Origin of the sequence: Nocardia jiangxiensis NBRC 101359 (assembly GCF_000308615.1) — a bacterium.
Classification (GTDB): Bacteria; Actinomycetota; Actinomycetes; order Mycobacteriales; family Mycobacteriaceae; genus Nocardia; species Nocardia jiangxiensis.
Genome location: NZ_BAGB01000144.1, coordinates 1 through 15601, shown reverse-complemented (window position 1 = coordinate 15601; position 15601 = coordinate 1). Strand labels below are relative to the sequence as shown.

18 protein-coding genes and 3 pseudogenes are annotated in these 15601 nt (G+C 64.2%); 5 read left to right on the top strand and 16 right to left on the bottom strand.

Annotated features, from left to right (window positions below; translation table 11 throughout):
- Positions 1–106: 106 nt before the first annotated feature.
- From ON40_RS35230 to ON40_RS35215, 4 genes are all read right to left on the bottom strand, one after another.
- Entirely contained in the window at positions 107–607 is a 501-nt protein-coding gene (locus ON40_RS35230) for a GNAT family N-acetyltransferase (protein WP_245568135.1), read from the bottom strand.
- Between the two features lie 315 nt (positions 608–922).
- Positions 923–1108, bottom strand: a complete 186-nt coding sequence (locus ON40_RS35225) for a hypothetical protein (RefSeq protein WP_157186622.1) — start codon at positions 1106–1108, stop codon at positions 923–925.
- Positions 1098–1781 (bottom strand): Scr1 family TA system antitoxin-like transcriptional regulator, encoded by a 684-nt coding sequence (locus tag ON40_RS35220; RefSeq protein ID WP_157186621.1) that lies wholly within the window; start codon positions 1779–1781, stop codon positions 1098–1100. Before ON40_RS35220 ends, ON40_RS35225 begins: the two co-directional genes overlap by 11 nt.
- A 99-nt stretch (positions 1782–1880) precedes the next feature.
- On the bottom strand, positions 1881–2492 hold the full coding sequence (locus tag ON40_RS35215) for a hypothetical protein (protein ID WP_169541956.1): 612 nt from the start codon (positions 2490–2492) through the stop codon (positions 1881–1883).
- Positions 2493–2588: 96 nt separating this feature from the next.
- On the opposite strand from ON40_RS35215, the gene ON40_RS54985 reads away from it, so the two are divergent.
- Positions 2589–2723 carry a DUF397 domain-containing protein gene (locus ON40_RS54985; RefSeq protein ID WP_373282025.1) on the top strand — a complete coding sequence of 45 codons (135 nt, stop codon included), beginning with the start codon at positions 2589–2591 and terminating at the stop codon, positions 2721–2723.
- A gap of 189 nt (positions 2724–2912) precedes the next feature.
- A complete protein-coding gene (locus ON40_RS35210) occupies positions 2913–3398 on the top strand; it encodes an NUDIX hydrolase (RefSeq protein WP_245568134.1) in 486 nt (161 codons plus the stop codon).
- Here ON40_RS35210 and ON40_RS54980 read toward each other — a convergent pair.
- Together ON40_RS54980 and ON40_RS53480 are read right to left on the bottom strand one after the other, a co-directional pair.
- Positions 3395–3563, bottom strand: a pseudogene (locus tag ON40_RS54980) (hypothetical protein); the annotation flags it as partial. The gene ON40_RS35210 and the pseudogene ON40_RS54980 overlap by 4 nt on opposite strands.
- Positions 3564–3598: 35 nt before the next feature.
- On the bottom strand, positions 3599–3880 hold the full coding sequence (locus tag ON40_RS53480; protein WP_169541955.1) for a hypothetical protein: 282 nt from the start codon (positions 3878–3880) through the stop codon (positions 3599–3601).
- Here ON40_RS53480 and ON40_RS56285 point away from each other — a divergent pair.
- Positions 3836–4285 carry an ankyrin repeat domain-containing protein gene (locus tag ON40_RS56285; RefSeq protein WP_373282026.1) on the top strand — a complete coding sequence of 150 codons (450 nt, stop codon included), beginning with the start codon at positions 3836–3838 and terminating at the stop codon, positions 4283–4285. The genes ON40_RS53480 and ON40_RS56285 overlap by 45 nt on opposite strands.
- Before the next feature lie 54 nt (positions 4286–4339).
- Here the strand turns inward: ON40_RS56285 and ON40_RS53760 are convergent, their stop codons facing one another.
- The 6 genes and pseudogenes from ON40_RS53760 to ON40_RS35190 form a co-directional block, all read right to left on the bottom strand.
- Positions 4340–4876, bottom strand: coding sequence for an IS630 family transposase (locus tag ON40_RS53760; RefSeq protein ID WP_245568133.1), 537 nt, complete (start codon positions 4874–4876; stop codon positions 4340–4342).
- Between the two features lie 126 nt (positions 4877–5002).
- On the bottom strand, positions 5003–5446 hold the full coding sequence (locus ON40_RS54050) for a helix-turn-helix domain-containing protein (RefSeq protein ID WP_169541954.1): 444 nt from the start codon (positions 5444–5446) through the stop codon (positions 5003–5005).
- A 74-nt stretch (positions 5447–5520) separates the two neighbouring features.
- On the bottom strand, positions 5521–8796 hold the full coding sequence (locus tag ON40_RS35195) for a protein kinase domain-containing protein (RefSeq protein ID WP_040829621.1): 3276 nt from the start codon (positions 8794–8796) through the stop codon (positions 5521–5523).
- A 194-nt stretch (positions 8797–8990) separates the two neighbouring features.
- Positions 8991–9135, bottom strand: a pseudogene (locus tag ON40_RS52565) (acyl-CoA dehydrogenase family protein); the annotation flags it as partial.
- Positions 9136–9244: 109 nt separating this feature from the next.
- Positions 9245–9454: pseudogene (locus ON40_RS56280) on the bottom strand (alpha/beta hydrolase fold domain-containing protein); the annotation flags it as partial.
- A 211-nt stretch (positions 9455–9665) separates the two neighbouring features.
- Positions 9666–10529 (bottom strand): SDR family NAD(P)-dependent oxidoreductase, encoded by an 864-nt coding sequence (locus ON40_RS35190; protein ID WP_040829609.1) that lies wholly within the window; start codon positions 10527–10529, stop codon positions 9666–9668.
- A 57-nt stretch (positions 10530–10586) separates the two neighbouring features.
- Here ON40_RS35190 and ON40_RS35185 point away from each other — a divergent pair, with 57 nt between their 5' ends.
- A complete protein-coding gene (locus ON40_RS35185) occupies positions 10587–11315 on the top strand; it encodes a TetR/AcrR family transcriptional regulator (RefSeq protein WP_051194053.1) in 729 nt (242 codons plus the stop codon).
- A gap of 22 nt (positions 11316–11337) precedes the next feature.
- On the top strand, positions 11338–12042 hold the full coding sequence (locus ON40_RS35180) for an NAD-dependent epimerase/dehydratase family protein (protein WP_051194054.1): 705 nt from the start codon (positions 11338–11340) through the stop codon (positions 12040–12042).
- Positions 12043–12254: 212 nt separating this feature from the next.
- On the opposite strand, the gene ON40_RS35175 is transcribed toward ON40_RS35180, so the two are convergent.
- From ON40_RS35175 to ON40_RS35160, 4 genes are all read right to left on the bottom strand, one after another.
- The gene (locus ON40_RS35175) at positions 12255–12623 is read right to left on the bottom strand and encodes a methyltransferase family protein (protein ID WP_157186619.1); all 369 of its coding nucleotides are present in this window, start codon (positions 12621–12623) and stop codon (positions 12255–12257) included.
- A gap of 459 nt (positions 12624–13082) precedes the next feature.
- Complete coding sequence (locus tag ON40_RS35170) at positions 13083–13712, bottom strand: AAA family ATPase (protein ID WP_063713151.1); 630 nt, start codon at positions 13710–13712, stop codon at positions 13083–13085.
- Entirely contained in the window at positions 13709–14329 is a 621-nt protein-coding gene (locus ON40_RS35165; protein ID WP_051194051.1) for a 3'-5' exonuclease, read from the bottom strand. The genes ON40_RS35170 and ON40_RS35165 overlap by 4 nt, the downstream gene beginning before the upstream one ends.
- A complete protein-coding gene (locus ON40_RS35160; RefSeq protein ID WP_040829606.1) occupies positions 14326–15492 on the bottom strand; it encodes a radical SAM protein in 1167 nt (388 codons plus the stop codon). The genes ON40_RS35165 and ON40_RS35160 overlap by 4 nt, the downstream gene beginning before the upstream one ends.
- Between the last annotated feature and the right edge of the window lie 109 nt (positions 15493–15601).

The window sequence follows — 15601 nt, the reverse complement described above, 5'->3', positions numbered from 1 at the left end:
GAAGGGCGGCTCGCCGAGTGGCTGGACCCCAGATTGGCGTTCAATGAAAGCCGCAGTCCGGCGAATACGGGAACAGGCTGCGAGCGGAGACCCGCAGGCCGATCGATCACAGTTTCATTTTGTAGCCCTCATGGGTGGCCTGGAATCCGAGCCGCTCGTAGAAGCGGTGCGCGTCGGTTCGGGTCTTATCGGAGGTCAACTGAACCAGCGTGCACCGATGCTTCGCTGACTCACTGATCGCCCACCTCATCATCGCCGTGCCCAGGCCGCAGCTGCGATATGTCTGGGCAACTCGTACGCCTTCGATCTGGGCGCGGCGAGTTCCGCGCAGGGATAAACCGGTGATGAACGTCAACTGGAAGGTCCCGATCACTGCGCGACCATCAGTTGCGACCACGAGATGTTGGTTCGGCTCCGTAGCTATCTCGGCGAACGCTCGCTCGTAGGGACCGTATCCCCCATCGCGGGTAGCTCCATCGCGGGTATGGCCGAGCGGGTCATCTACCAGAAGGTCGACGATCGCCGGCACGTCTTCCATGAGCGCGTGGCGCAAGGTGATCTGCGAGCCGTCGGGCAACGTCAGGGCAGTGTCTTCGATGGTGTCCACTGGATCCTCTCGCGCTGTCCGGTGGGACCGCCGGTGGTATGAGCGATGGCCGGGTTGGGTCTGCCCAGTTCGATCAAGCCGGGTGCAGACAAGCGGTGCCGCTCAACAGACGTCGCGCGGTGCGGGTGACTCCGATCGATCGCACGAAACCACATGCTACCCAACAACATCACGAAGTGATGCTGGAGCACCAGGAGTGTCCTGCTGCCAGTCATAGCCGGGGACTTCGCCGGGCCACGCGCGCTGGCAGTCCGGCCCGTCCGGTCTGGCTGGCTCAGCAATCGGTCAGGCGGCGCCCTGGAACGGGAACGGTCTCTACGCTCGATAATCCTCGGCGATCTCGCTCAGGATGGCGCGAGAGGCGTTCTCGGACATGGCTATTTGACTCAGTTCATCGTTAGCGGCCAGGTAGTGGCCGATGTCGCCCTCCCGTTGCAGACGCAGGGCCCCAGGGACACCGTCGATGAAGACCTCTGGCGGCTCGGGCGGTTCACCAGCCATCAGCACCCCGACCTCCAGCAGAACAAAAAGTGGCCAGATGAAACCCGATATGACTGTTGACCTCTCGGCCAACGACGCGGATCGAGACCGTCGGCCGCGCGCTGATCTCCACCAGATGCGACAGCTGAGTGTGCATCACCCCCGGTCCACCTAGCACGTGCCGCAGCGCCGATTCCAGGATGTATATGCGCGCCTGAAAGTCATTGCTGTGGAGTCTTTTCCAGCGCTGCTCGGCCAGCTCAACCCGCCGGCCGATATCGGCGGACGAATCCCACGGGTGCAGAATCCGCTCCAGGGCACAGCGGTAGTCAGCGGTGCGCGCGAACCCCGGTACCAGGGTGCTGCCGAATGCCGTTCCCGATATCGCGTGCTGTTCGAACACAAGCCGATTCAGTTCGTCCGAGGACAACAGATCAGTGAATGGACTCCACCAGCCCTGCCTGGCCGACCGCCGGGCTTCGCGCGCCTGTTGTATCAGGCCGAGGAGGACCTCGCGGCCCTCCCCGGTGACCCCGTACAGGTCGCACAGGGCGTTGATGTGCAGGTTGGACACTCGCGTGTGCTGGCCGTCCTCGATCCGGCCGATGGACTGCGGGGACAGGAACACCGCTGTTCCCGCCGCGCTTTGACTCATACCAGCAGCGATCCGAAGAGTGCGCAGGCGGCGGCCCAACGACCGCCGAACAGGATCCAACATTCTCACCCCACTCGTGGTTCATGGTTTTCCACATCCGCGTGCACTCCTGCCGAGGTCACGAGCCAGGCACAGCCGTCACCGGCCACCTGTCGCGCACTCCCGGCGGTGCGATGCGGGCACGCAGACCGGCACGAGCCGCCGGACCTCACGCAGCGACATCCCAAAAGCCCTCACCATCGAAGCCGGAACGGTGCCGTCGTCGGGAAGCCCATACAGAAATAGCGCGTCGCGCTCGCGGCGAGCCGATGCGACCTCGGCTGTCGCGGCGATCATTTCCGCGCTCGCCTCTGCCTGCTCGGTCCGCAGCGCGTGCTTGGCCATCTGCAGCGCGATATCAGCGGCCACGACACGATCCACAACCAGAGCAATCCGCTCCTCGGGCACCCGGCACTCAGGCACCGGATTCGATGCCGCGTCGTATGTAATCCCTTGCTGCCCACGTTGTTTGGCTCGGCACGAGCGCTCGTCGCAATAGTGGTGCAGGTCCAGCAGTATCCGGCCCACGGGCTCGGGGACCGGGCCGGGGTCGACACGGCAGTACTCGAAGGGCACTTCCATCACCGGCAGGGCCGTCACCGATGCATTCACCCGGTCGACGTAACAGTTGTACGCACCCTCGAGGCACTGACGCGGCAGGCACGGGTTGATGCCGAAGGCGTCGAACGCCTCGCAAACCCGCGCGTGCATCCTGCACTGCTGCGCCGCCCGCACGGCTCACTGGGCAGCGGCAGGAAGGCGAGCCCTCGTGCCGCAGCCCGCTCGCGCGGGCTCCATCGAGGTGGCATGGCTGAGCGGTGGTCACGTCGGCGTTCGGGACTCGAAGAACCCACCGGTCCCGCGCTGGTCTTCACTCCGAGCGAGTGGGACGCATTCGCCGCAGGCGTACAGAGCGGGGAATTCAACCGGCCAAGGGCGTAGCAGCCCCCGACTGCGTACCGCACGAATCAAGCGGTCCCACTCCGCATTCGGTCGGAGTGGGACCGCTTCCTTGTGGCCGGTGCGGGGCTCGCAGCATAGCTGGAGCGCATCTGTCCCGTGTGCAGCGAGGACGGACAGGCCGGTAGGTTGACCGACAGCGCCGATACGTGAGAGCTGCCGCGTAACCGGATGGGAGGACCGCACACCGTGGGCAGGATCGAGTACTACTACGACCCACAAGCCCCCAAGCCGAATTCGCTTGTGGTGGCCTGCAATCTACTCGTCACCGACGACTCCGGAGCCATCCTGCTGCAGCGCCGCCGCGACACGGGACAATGGGCATTGCCCGGCGGCGCGATGGACCTCGGCGAAACCGTAGCGCAGTGCGCCCTACGCGAATGCCACGAAGAGACCGGCATCATCGCACAGATCACCGGCTTCCTCGGCATCTACAGCAACCCCAACCACATCATCGCCTACACCGATGGCGAGGCACGCCAGCAATACGAGAACACCTACATTGGAACAGCCGTCGACGGCGAGCCCAGCATCAATGCCGAGGCAGACGGCGTTGCGTACGTACAGCCCGACGAACTCGACCAGTACGACATCCACCCGAGCATGCGGCGACAGATCGACGACTTCCTGTCTAGCACTTATCCCCACCTCGGGTGACCGCTGATGTGCCGCCAAGGCCGAAAATGATCCGACACCGTCGCACCATCGAACATGCTCCTCAGCGGCCACAACCATCTCCACCAGTGTCCGCGGACCGAACTGTTCCGCCGACACCTTGAATCCGAGCGCCCGAGATCCACTGTGTTTGCCTCCCGAGACCATCTCGCTCGCCCTAACAGTGCTTCCGGCGTTGTTCCTCAGTAGGTTTGGATGTAGGGCCAGCGGTCGGCGAAGGTGATCGCGAAAGCGTTGACGCGAGCAGTCGCGGCTAGTGCCGTGTCGAGAAAGGTCGGCAGGATAATCGGCGAGGCGGGTTGATTGGGCGGCTGGCGATGCGGGTATCGAAATTGCAGGCCAAGGTGACGAAGCGCTGATCGAAGGCCGAGGCAAGGCATACTGAAGTGGTGCTCGGTGCAGAAGAGTTCGATCTCGTCATGGCTGTCATACGTCGCGACACCGACGAGGTGCGCCGCGCTCACGAAGCTGGTATCAACCTGGCAAGTGCCACTACGCCGGTAGGCACTCTTCTCGGTTGGGCCGCGGAGTGGGGCAGAACCGAGATCATCGCTTACATGTTGGCCCAGGGCATCGAAGCGGAGCCGAGAGCTCTTTCGAAGGCTGCGGACAAAGGTCATACCGAGACGGTGCGGCTACTGCTCGACCATGGCATGAACCCGGATCTGCCGGCTGAGTGGCCACCGCTGTGCGCGGCAGCAGAGCGTGGTTCACCCGAGTGCGTCCAAGTCCTCTTGCAGGCCGGAGCACGGGTCGATGTTCGGATGGGGCCGCAGGCAGGCTGCTCGGGCGGGAAGACCCCCTGGGAGCTTGCCGCGATGCGTCCTACAGAAGGCACAGCGGAGATACTCCAGCTACTTGCACAGTAGACCGCTAGACCGCTCGGGGGCAGCGGCCGAGCAGTCAATCATCCTAGCGCCGTGTCACGCAACGTTCGGTAGGTAATCCGGGTAACGGATCTTGGATCCGACGGCGAAGTCGCGGACGGGTCCGGCGTGCTGGTTGCGCCAGCGGATGTAGGTGCCGATCGCGTCGTCTTGTTCGCCGTGGCTGCGGTAGTCGGTGCCGTTCAGCGCGAAGTACCGCAGCGCGGCGAACTCGCACTCGATCCGGTTCAGCCAAGAGGAGTAGGTGGGCAAGAACACCAGCTCGACTGCGTTGGCCGTGCACCATGCCCGGACCTCGGCCCGCTTGTGGACCGAGTAGTTGTCGCAGATCACATACAGTTTCTGACCCGGCCACCGCGCCCGCAGCGACTTCAAGAACGCCAGGAACTCACTCCACCGTTTCCGATCACGGATCCGGTAGTACAACTGGCCGGTGGCCAAATCTAAGGCCCCGAACATGTGCCGCACACCCTGAGTGCGGTTGTAGGTCGCCCGTAACCGGGTCGGTCGCCGTTTCGGGAACCAGCCCCTGCCGGCACGTGGCTGGAGATTGAGCGGGCCGAACTCGTCCACACACCACCCGCCCGTCGGCAGGCGGGTGGTCGTACAGGTCGAGGACTCGCGTCATCTTGGCTTGAAAGTCTGGGTCGTTGCTCGTCTTCCAGGTTTTCATCGCCTGCCACGACACCCCACCGGTCTTCAAGATCTGCCGGACCGTTTCGCGGCTGAGGTCGGCGATCTTGTTGATCCGCAACACTTCCGCCAGTTTCGACAGACTCCACGTCGAGAACGGCCAGCCCAGGTCTCGGGGCACCGGGCAATCTGACAGATCCGATCACGCGCCGCCTGATCGGTCTTCGCCGGCCTGCCCCCGCTCCAATTTGGGTCCAGGGCGTCGAACCCCTTCTCGTTGAAGTCGTGTATCACTTGCCGCACATACGCTTCCGACACCTGCATCAGTTTCGCGATCAGCCCGACCGGCTGATGCTGCGCCGAGGCCATCACCACCACCGCGCGCCGCATCCGCACCGGCACCTTGCTGCGCCGCGCGATTTGAGCCAGCTTGCGGCCTTCCTCAGGCGTCACCTGCCTGACGAACACATCCGGCTTCCGAGCCACCAGCACCACCTCCACCGGCAGCATCACCGGTCACGGCCCGATGATCAACCCGCCACCACCGGGTCGGGGTTTCAACATCAACCTTCTCGGACGCGGCACTAGTTGCGGCGACGCCCGTCATTGTCTTCTACGATCCAGGCCGCGATCTGTGCTCGGGAGGTGAATCCGAGCTTGGTCAGAATGTGCTCGACATGGCCCTCAGCGGTACGTTGGGAGATCACCAGTTTGGCGGCAATCTGCTTGTTAGTCAGGCCTTGGGCAATGAGTTCTGCGACCTGCCGCTCACGCCTGGTCAACGCCACAGCTGGGCCCGGCCTGCGCGTGTCAGCGGATTGCTCGCCCAGTGCATAGGCTGTGGCTTCATTCATTCCCATCGCTCGACCAGTGCGGATGGCCGTATCGAACGCGCGAGCACCGAGGGCTGATCGCGTCGTCCGAACGCATTCATCGTGGTGATGCGACGTCGGGAAGATGATCACTGGATCGCCCATGGACCGCTGTAGGTCCTGTGCGGCTCCCATCAGGGCAGCCGCTCGCTGGGCGTCACCATCAGCGGCAACGACCCAGGACAGCGTTTCGAGACTCAATGCTGCGACGAGCGGGCTGCGGATACGCCGGTTGACTCGTAGCGCGTTCTCGAGCAGTTCGATCGCCGGGCTCCGCTCGCCTTGCTGCCAGGCGGCAAGGCCTAAGCCCCACAAGGCGATCGACCGGTAGAGCGTTTCACCGCGCGCTTCGGTAGTGGAAATCACTCGCCGGCAACACTCGATCGCCTGTTCTATGCCACCGGCCCCTAGGTGCACCCAACCGAGCGCAAGGGTAGCCGGGGAGCGTAGTGCCTCCCGGTCCGAGCTGAGCATCTCAACGGCACGTTGGAGCAAGGTGGACGCTCGAGCGAGTTCACCGCGATAGGCCGCCACGGTGCCGTCGGCGTACGCGGTCAATGCCTGGGTCATCGGGGTGGGGTCCTGATCGGCGAGCGCATGTTCCTCTTCGGCGAGGGAGGCCGCCGCCGGCACATTGCCTTGCAGGGCCGCCATGATGCAGCCTGTATGGAGCGCTTTGACACGATCGGGAACCGATTGTCGGGCAGGGTGGTCCAGGAGCCGGTCGATCCAGCGGCGACCTTCGCCGAACAGACCCCGGAACATCCAGAATCCGAATAGTGCCGCGGCGGTCCGTAGTCCCGCTGCGGCCGCCTGCTCGGTGTCTTCGGCCAGGCTGTATTCGAGCGCGTCGCGCAGGTTGGGTAGTTCGCGCTTGAGCCTGGCGATCCAATACGGCTGTCGGTGGCTGATCCATTCGGCCTCCGCGTCCAACGCCAACCGCTGGAACCAATCACGGTGCCGACGCCGGAACTGCTGTTCCTCGCCGGACTCTCGCAGCTTGTGCCGACCGTAGTCCCGGACCGTCTCCAGCATCCGGAAGCGCACCGCGCCGTCCGATTCGCCCCGGATCACGATCGACTTGTCCACCAGCGAAGACAACACATCCAGCGCGCTCCCCGGAGACAGACCGACACCACACACCTGTTCCGCAGCATCGAGCTCGAACCCACCGGTGAACACCGACAACCGGGCCCACAGCAGGCCCTCTGCAGAGGTGCACAAGTGGTAGCTCCAGTCCACACACCATCGAAGAGTCTGCTGCCGTGTAGGCGCGCTGCGATTGCCGCGGGTCAGCAACCCGTACCGATCGTCGAGCCGCCGCAGAATCTGCTCGGGCGACATCGTGCGCATCCGCGCCGCTGCCAGCTCGATCGCCAGCGGCAATCCGTCCAGCTTGGCACAGATCCGAGCCGCGGTGGCCTTGTTGTCGTCGGACAACTCCAAACCCGGCACCACCGAGGTCGCACGGTCGGCGAACAACGTCACCGCATCGGATCGGGGCAGTTCCCGCGGTGACAGCTCCCGATCCGGATCCGGTACCGGCAGGGGCGATACCGGCAGTACTGCCTCCCCGGCGATGTCCAGCGGTTCGCGGGTGGTGACCAGGATCCGCAGATCTGGGCAGGCCCGCAACCAGGCCTGCACCAGCTCCGCCACCGCCACCACCAGCTGTTCACAGTTGTCCAACACCACCAAGGACTCCCGCGCAGCCAAGAACTCCACCACAACTTGCGCCAACGGCTGAACCGAATCGTCGCGCAACCCGAATGCGGACGCCACCACATCCACCAGCAGCGACGGGTCGGACACCTCGGCCAACTCGACCAACCGCACCCCGTCTGCGAAATCCCGACGCGCGGCCGCCGCTGCCCGAAACGCCAACCGGGTCTTGCCGACCCCGCCGATCCCGGTGAAGGTCACCAACCGTGCCGAGGACAGCAGATTCTTCACCACCGCCAACTCGCTGCGGCGGCCTACGAAACTGGACAACTCCAGCGGCAATCTACCGCTCCCCGGGGACATCGCCGGCACCGACGGACGCCAGCCCGGCGCGACCGGCTTCCGATCCCCCCGCTCACGAGCTGGTTCAGCATGCAACGCCATCTCCTCCACCGTAAACCCGTGCCGACCCTGCGCCTGCTGCATCATCTCCCCGAGCTCCACCACCGTCGGCCGCTCGTGCGGATCGCGGTTCATCGCGGCTGCGACCACCGCCGACACATCCTCGGCAATGCCGCTCTCCCGCAGATCCGGCACCGGCTGAGTGGTAATCCGCAGGAACTGGGTCACAACGTTCTCACCGCTACGCCGTTCGAACGCCGCGTGCCCGGTCAGCGCGCAGAACAAGGTGGCCCCCAGCCCGTAGACGTCCGCGGCCAGGCCCGGAGCTGCGCCCTCGAGCACCTCCGGGGCGGTGAACGCCGGGGACCCGGTCAGGGTGCCCGCAGTGGTCTGAAACCCCCCAGCGACGCGCGCAATACCGAAGTCGGTCAACGCGGGCTCGCTGTAGTCAGTCAGCAGGATATTGCCCGGCTTCACATCCCGATGCACGATGCCCAACCGATGCACGGTCTCCAACGCCCCAGCTATCTTCACCCCGATCCACAACACGGTCTCCACCGACAACGGGCCCTGCCCACGGATCCGCGCATCCAACGAGTCCAGCGGGTGAAACGGCATCACCAGATATGGACGTCCACTTGCCGTGGCACCCACCTGCAACACCGTGACGACGTTCGGATGCCCCGTCAGTCGGCCCATCACCCGCTGCTCGCGCAGAAACCGCTCCCGGTTGTCCGTATCCAGCTCGGCGGTCAACACCTTCACCGCAACCGTCCGGTCCAACTCCGCCTGCATGCAGCGGTACACCACGCCGAACCCGCCCCGCCCGATCTCCTCGGCATCCTCGAACCCGGCCGCCGCCAATTCCCCCGTGACCAGGTCGAACACATCACGGACCGTCCGAAACGAATCATCCTCGTTCATCAGCTGCACACCATCCGCCAGCGTCACCGACAGCCAGCAATACAATGTTAAATCTTCGTTAACACACAGCGTATCCCTACTGACCGACCAGCTGCCCATCATTTGCCCGACACCGCAGGGTCACCCTCTGCCAGGTCGCCAGCCCGGTCGACTACGAGCGAACCGGTGGTATCGAACGCGCGGTCGCCGACAGGGTCGTCGTAGTGGGCGCTGATGGTGGGCACGGCGGGCAGGCTCATCTTCTCCTCGGGTTCGCCGAAGCTCAGTCGGGATGTCCTTGTCGACCAGGAAGCACGAGATGCCGCGTAAGCCTTCGCCAGCACGTGCAAACAGGGTGTGGCCACGAGTTTTCCGGTGGGAGACCACAGGGCCGCTTCTTCGGCGAGGTGCGCGCGGTGTCGTCGAGTGTCAGGTCGAGTACGGGGGATTCGGCGGACATCGCGATGGGGTGCGGGTAGTCGTCGTCGATTGCCATGAGTGCGACGTTGAATGCGATCTTGCCGCCGCCGCTGCATCCGCCGACCGAGATGCGAGCCGAATCCCAACCAATACGGTCGGCGTTGTCATGGCCCCAGCGATAGACATCGTCGCACTGCTGTTCCGCGACAGGGAACCGCGCGAGCGGGGCAGTGTCGTAGTAGGCACCACAACACGGCAACCCACCTCGAAAGCTAGATAGCGAGCGATGTTGTCTTCTTGCTCAGGCAGCCGGACGATGAACGCTCCAGCATGGATGATCCGATGCGCCGGCGGCCGTTGATCGCCGGTGTGCTGTCGGGCAAGGTCCTGTGCGGCAGGGGCATACGACAGCGCCGAGACGGTGCCATGCCGCGTGGCGATCTGCATGGTCGCCGGTTCGGCAATCACGTCTACTTCGACGGGGGCAGGTCGACCGGGTACTGCGCGCCCTGGTCAGCCGAAGCCGACACGGCCTGCCAGGCGGTCACCTCATCGATCTGGCTGCGTGAGTAGTCCAGAGCCGCCTGCACCGGGTACCCGCCCAACAACAGGTGCGTAGGCAACGTGTCGGCCTTGACGATTCGTACGAGGATCTCCGCAGCACGGTCGGGGTCACCGATCTGACTGGTCCCCGAACGCAACATGTCGGCCATCGCGCCAACCGTCGCCTGGTATCCCTCGGGCACAGCGCCGATCTCCATCGATGCACCCGCCCAATCGGTTGCGAACCCACCCGGCTCGACCACGAGGTAGCGGACGCCCATCGGCGCGGTCTCAGCGGCCAGCACCCGGGTCAGGCCGTCGACTGCGAATTTCGCCGCCTGATAGGAGCCCAGACCGGGAGTTCCGCCTACCCGGCCACCGATCGAGGAGAACTGGATCACGATGCCGCCCTCCTGCCGCCGCAGGATCGGCAACGCCGCCTTCGACACGTTGTAGATACCCCAGAAATTGGTGTCGAACTGCCGCCGGAAGTCCGCCTCGTCCGCAGTCTCGACCGGCGCGATATTCGCATAACCGGCGTTGTTGACCACAACGTCGACCCGCCCGAAGCGCTCCTGCGCCGCACTGAACGCCGACTCGGCCGCAGCAGCGTCAGTGACGTCCAGCGCAACCGGGAACACGCGATCGCCGTATTGCACGACCAGATCATCGAGCTGCTCGGGCTTGCGAGCGGTCGCGACGACGCGATCACCAGCAGCCAGAGCGGCCGTAGCGAGGGAGCGACCGAAGCCGCGGGAGGAACCGGTGATGAACCACGTATGCGTCGTCACGGCTCTAGTAAAACATCGTTCCGCTAATATCGCAACGCCGTTGTGTTATAGTGAACTGTGGTTGGTTCAAATTTCGAACGTGCCCGCACGCCTGAAGCGAAACGCCTCCGCGAGAACGCAATTCTTACTGCGGCAGCACATCTGGCGACGCTGCACGGAGTCCGTGAAGTGACCCTGACCGCGATCGCGGACGAGGTAGGTATGCACAAATCAGCACTGCTGCGCTACTTCGAGACGCGTGAGGAGATCTACCTGCAGCTCGCCGCCACCGGCTACGACGAATGGTCGGTAGCCGTCCGGAGTCGGCTGGCCGCCATCCCGCGTTCAAGCCCCGTCGACGGCCGGCCGGGGCTGCAGATCGCGGAATCCATCGCGACCGTGCTGGCGCAGTCGCTGGTCGAGCGGCCATTGTTCTGTGACCTGCTCGCCCACACTCCACTCAACCTCGAGCGCAACGTCTCACTCGCCGCCCTCCGAACTTTCAAGCTCCGCGCCATCGCAGACACCGCCGAAGTCGCCGCGGCGATCGCAGAGATCACCCAGCTGCCGTCGGACCAGGCGTCGAACGTGGTCCTCACAGCCACAGTCATGGCAGGCGCACTGTGGCAAATGGCCGCGCCCGGAACCCATTTGAGAGCCTTCTATGAAACCGACCCGGAACTGACCCACGCTGTCATCGACGTCGGCCCCCGGGTCACTGACATCCTGACCGCCCTGATCAACGGTTATACCCTCGACCGGTCAGCCGGGCTCAGCGCCTCAACCCCGCGCAATACCGAGCAATGACCCACTGGGAAGGATGTCCGCCATGAAAGTGATCCTCTTCGGCGCGACCGGCATGATCGGGCAGGGCGTTCTCAACGAGTGCCTCCGGGACAACCGCGTCGACCAGATCCTCGCTATCGTGCGCAGCTCACTGGGCATCGAGAATCCGAAGCTGCGCGAGCTGGTCGAGCCCGATCCGACAGATCTGTCCGCGATCGCCGACGAGCTGCCGGAATTCGACGCCTGTTTCTACTGCCTCGGCGTCTCCTCCGTCGGCATGAAAGAACAGAACTACATCCGGATTACCTATGACCTGACCATGACGGCCGCACGGACGCTGGCAGCCGCGAATCCGAACCTCACCTTCATCTACGTCTCCGGTCAGGGCACCGACAGCACCGAGAAAGGCCGATCGATGTGGGCGCGAGTGAAGGGGAAGACCGAGAACGATTTGCTCGCACTGCCCTTCCGCGCATACATGTTTCGGCCCGGATTCGTCCAGCCGATGGAGGGCGTGGTGTCCAAGACCCGGCTGTACCGGATCGTGTACGCGATCACGGGACAATTGATCCCGCTGTTCAAACGACTCGCCCCGAACGCGGTCAACGACAACCGGGAAATCGGTCGGGCCATGCTCACCGTCGCGGCCTCCGGAACGGACAGACGCGTGCTGACGCCACGGCAGATCACCGACGCGGCCGGGTCGGCCACGCCGGGTCGTCGAACCTGGCGGTTCTGGGTTGGATAGCAGCGCGTATCTGCACGACGGTGTCGTGCCTCTCATACGCCGTTCCGCCTTGCTTGTCGGAACTGGACCATCTGGCAATCCTGGCCCGTCCCGCCGCTGACAGGCATGCTTCCCGACCACCCCGGCATCCCACGGGGCGGTCGGGTACGGACGACGCATTGCTGCGCCGTCCTTACCTCAGAACTGCCCGTGCGGCTTTCACCGCAAGCAGCTCAAGCGAACCTCGAATCGGAACGCAGCGATGCCCCCCGCTCCATCAGCACGAAAACTCCGGTCGCTGTCTCGCAGAAAATCCCCCGGGTAACCAGCAACCGCAACACACGATACAGCGCCTCTTCATCGGCACTGACACGCGCGGCCAGATGCCCGACGTGCACAGGCCCATCCGCCAGCAGATCCGCCACACCCAACTGCGCCACCACACGCAAGCAACACGCAAAGATGTAGCCGTTCGCCTCGGCGGTGAGGAACCTGGCCGACTGCCTATCCTTCGATATCTCTTCAGCCAGCGTTTCCCGCATACCCGGCGTAGGAGTCGAATAATGCAGCGCCCCCCGCGAACGCCGCGAGAAGATACTCATGTCAATCATTTCCTTTCGGGAAGACCTTTCGTGCAGCGCGGGAATAACGACGAAAAAACCCCGCTCGCGCGGAGAGAATGGGAAATTATCGTCAGAGCAGAAACAAACTCAGGCTCTATCGGTCTCAAACGCCGAACCGGATACAAGGCCGATCGCACACCGGTGTGACACTCGCTGACCAGGCACCAGCCGCCGCCGCGGGGGAAACCGGACTACGGGCACCTGGGGCAGCGTGTGGTCGATGCTGGCCAGGCACCCCGATGACCATCGACCAGGTCGCGATGACAATGCCAGCCCACCCCAGACGGCTTGATGGTGCGCGCAAATTCCTGCCACCAGCGCAGCTCCTGATTGCGCTTTGGGGCTGCGGTCGCCATCTGGGACATCAGGTCCTGCGGGTTGCATGCTCTCACCACCAATAACCGCCAGCTGCATTGCGAGCGAAGGGCTGTCGGATGCTCACGCGGTGGCGCTGGCAGGGCCGGGGAGTGCATCGTCGCCGAGTTGCTCGGCGACAAAGCTGGTCGCCAGGGTCAGCGCCACCGCGTGCCCATCGGCGGCGAGCGGGAGCCAGGGCAGCGCCAATTCAGTCATCACAGCCCCGACATGACGGTCGGCCAATGCCCTGAATTTCTGGTTACCGTCGCGAACCTTGTTGGTACCCAATGGAATATCTGGGTCGAGCTGGGTGCGGAAGACGAGGTGGTAGCGGTCGCGGTGGGCTCGGGCCAACATCTCCAGATGCGCCAATCCTTCCGGGGTGCAGGCTTCACCGCGATACTCGAGCGCGGCCCGGTGGTAGCCGAGCGCATCAGGGACCGCGCGGTCGACCAAAACCACGTCCCCGTGCAGCCATGCTTCGAGTTCGTTGCTGATTCCGCGCGTCATGATCCACAACGTCGAGGTCCAGGTGTGATTCCACAGGATCGGCAACCCCATACGTTGGGCTTGTTCGCCCAGGTCCGCGACCGTGGAGACCTGCAAGCCCGTGCGGCGTAGCTCATGAGCCAGCCGGGCCAGGAAGGTGCTCTTACCGGTGGAATGGGTACCGACCACCGCGACGGTGACCGGCTGATCGAGGGTGTTCACCACAAACCTCCTTCAGGTTCTGGGGCAGGGAGGAATTCGGGAAGACCAGCCGCAGTCACCAATTCAGGCCACTCCAGGTCGCCATCGGTGATCAGCGCGCACAGCAACTGCCACGCGGCCCACGTGTCGTAACCGGCCCGGTGATAGCCCTGTCCGGCAACGGAATCGGTGTCGAGGTTGCCGCGTTCGATGAGTTTGTCCAGCGCATACGAGTCCAACCCCGCCCAGACCGTCTTGGCCAGCCGCAAGGTATCCAGGATGAGCGGCGGGTTCCAGTCCGGCAGATGTGCTGCGAGAACTTTGCGCTCGACAGTTGCGTTGTGGGCGACCAGCGCCCGCCCGCACAGGGCTTCCTCGATCTCCTCGGCGACGTCATGCCAGGGCGGGCAGTCGGCCAGGTCGCCGTTGGTTATTCCGTGGACTTTGCGCGTAACGATCGAGGTCACCGGTTGCTGCGGCTGGATCAGCCACGCCCGCAACGCATCCGGAGTTGTCGGCCCATCGATCAGCAACACCGCTATTTCGATGATCTCGGGCGGGTTCTGCCCGTTACCCTCCACATCGACCACCGCCAACTGCCGCTCGTGCAGGGCGTTCGGGAACGGAGTCAGGGTCATGATCGCGTGTTCTCCTTCGTGGTGGGCCAGCCGAGATCGGCGCGGCCGTGGCGGTAGTGGTGGTGTGGCTTGTCAATGTCATGGACCTGGTAGCCATGACCGTGTTGCAGGAAATAACGCCGTTGCTCATCCAGCCCGGCCACGATCACAGCGCGGTCGTTGACCTCTACGAGAGTGCCGCCAAGATCGGCGGCCTGATCGGCGACATGCCGTTCATCGGGCCGTCGCCATGCCCGCGCGCACCGCTGCCGCTGCGTTGCTGGGCAAATGTCGCACAGTTCGCGAATGCCGTAATGACCGTTGTAGTCGGCGATTTCGTGAGCGTATGCCACAGCGCAACTGGTCTTGCGGAACAACGGCGAACCGGGCCGACCGCCCGCGGCAGCCTTGAGAATCCGCCGCTCCAACTCCTCCGGGAACACCTTGCGGCGGGCACCGTCCGAATACGGTTCGGGCAATCCGTTCGCCCGGTAGTAGTCGCGGATCTGGTCTTTGAAGAACAGCCCGGTGAACACCGTCGCATGCGCATGGTGGCTCAGCGCGAGCGCGCGGCGTAGATGCTCGTCCGAATCGTTGAGCCCCGGCACGATCGGCCGCCAGTACAGCACCACCCGATACCGGTCCGCGCGCTCGAACGCTGTCGTCAGTGATTGCGCCGCGATCGCCGAGTCCACCGGCTCCACACGGGGATCATCGATGCCCGAATGAGTCACCAGCACAGTAACCTTGAGATTCTCGATCGTGTTCAAGACCGTGCAGTCCTCTGGCTCGATCCGCCACCGGGTGATCACCAGGACATGATTGGTCAGCCCGCGCGCATCCAGCAGTTTCAGCATGTTCAAGGTGTGCTGCTTGACCCTCGGCAGCATCGGATCGGTAGCCCGATTCAGCAACTGGATCGGCGTCACGTGCGGCCGGAAGTACCGATGACCGGTCAGCAGATCGGCGGCCTCGCGATCGTCCATCAGTGCGCGCGGTACCTTCATCTCGAAGTTGTCGAACAGATGCCGCACGCAATATCCACAGTCCAACGGACATCCCACGATCCAGTTCAGGCTGAGCCCGGACTTGCGGTACTCGATCACCTCCGACAGTTCCGGCCGCATCCTCGCTCGCTGCGCCGCGTCCAGCAGCGGAACGCCGTGGCGGGTAGTCGTTGTCATGGCCTGCGCCTCCCACTCGATTCCAGGCCACCGGTTTCGCGGTGCCTGGATAGAGCAGACCGCCGCAGCCCCCGGGCAAGGAAGATGGCAAATCGCCGGAAAGCTGATT

Coding starts and splice junctions, on each gene's coding strand:
- ON40_RS35225 (WP_157186622.1), bottom strand. CDS start 1,108: ATGGCTGGTGAACCGCCCGAGCCGCCAGAGGTCTTCATCGACGGTGTC.
- ON40_RS35215 (WP_169541956.1), bottom strand. CDS start 2,492: ATGCACGCGCGGGTTTGCGAGGCGTTCGACGCCTTCGGCATCAACCCG.
- ON40_RS54985 (WP_373282025.1), top strand. CDS start 2,589: ATGGCTGAGCGGTGGTCACGTCGGCGTTCGGGACTCGAAGAACCCACC.
- ON40_RS35210 (WP_245568134.1), top strand. CDS start 2,913: ATGGGAGGACCGCACACCGTGGGCAGGATCGAGTACTACTACGACCCA.
- ON40_RS56285 (WP_373282026.1), top strand. CDS start 3,836: ATGGCTGTCATACGTCGCGACACCGACGAGGTGCGCCGCGCTCACGAA.
- ON40_RS54050 (WP_169541954.1), bottom strand. CDS start 5,446: ATGCTGCCGGTGGAGGTGGTGCTGGTGGCTCGGAAGCCGGATGTGTTC.
- ON40_RS35195 (WP_040829621.1), bottom strand. CDS start 8,796: ATGAACGAGGATGATTCGTTTCGGACGGTCCGTGATGTGTTCGACCTG.
- ON40_RS35180 (WP_051194054.1), top strand. CDS start 11,338: ATGAAAGTGATCCTCTTCGGCGCGACCGGCATGATCGGGCAGGGCGTT.
- ON40_RS35175 (WP_157186619.1), bottom strand. CDS start 12,623: ATGAGTATCTTCTCGCGGCGTTCGCGGGGGGCGCTGCATTATTCGACT.
- ON40_RS35165 (WP_051194051.1), bottom strand. CDS start 14,329: ATGACCCTGACTCCGTTCCCGAACGCCCTGCACGAGCGGCAGTTGGCG.
- ON40_RS35160 (WP_040829606.1), bottom strand. CDS start 15,492: ATGACAACGACTACCCGCCACGGCGTTCCGCTGCTGGACGCGGCGCAG.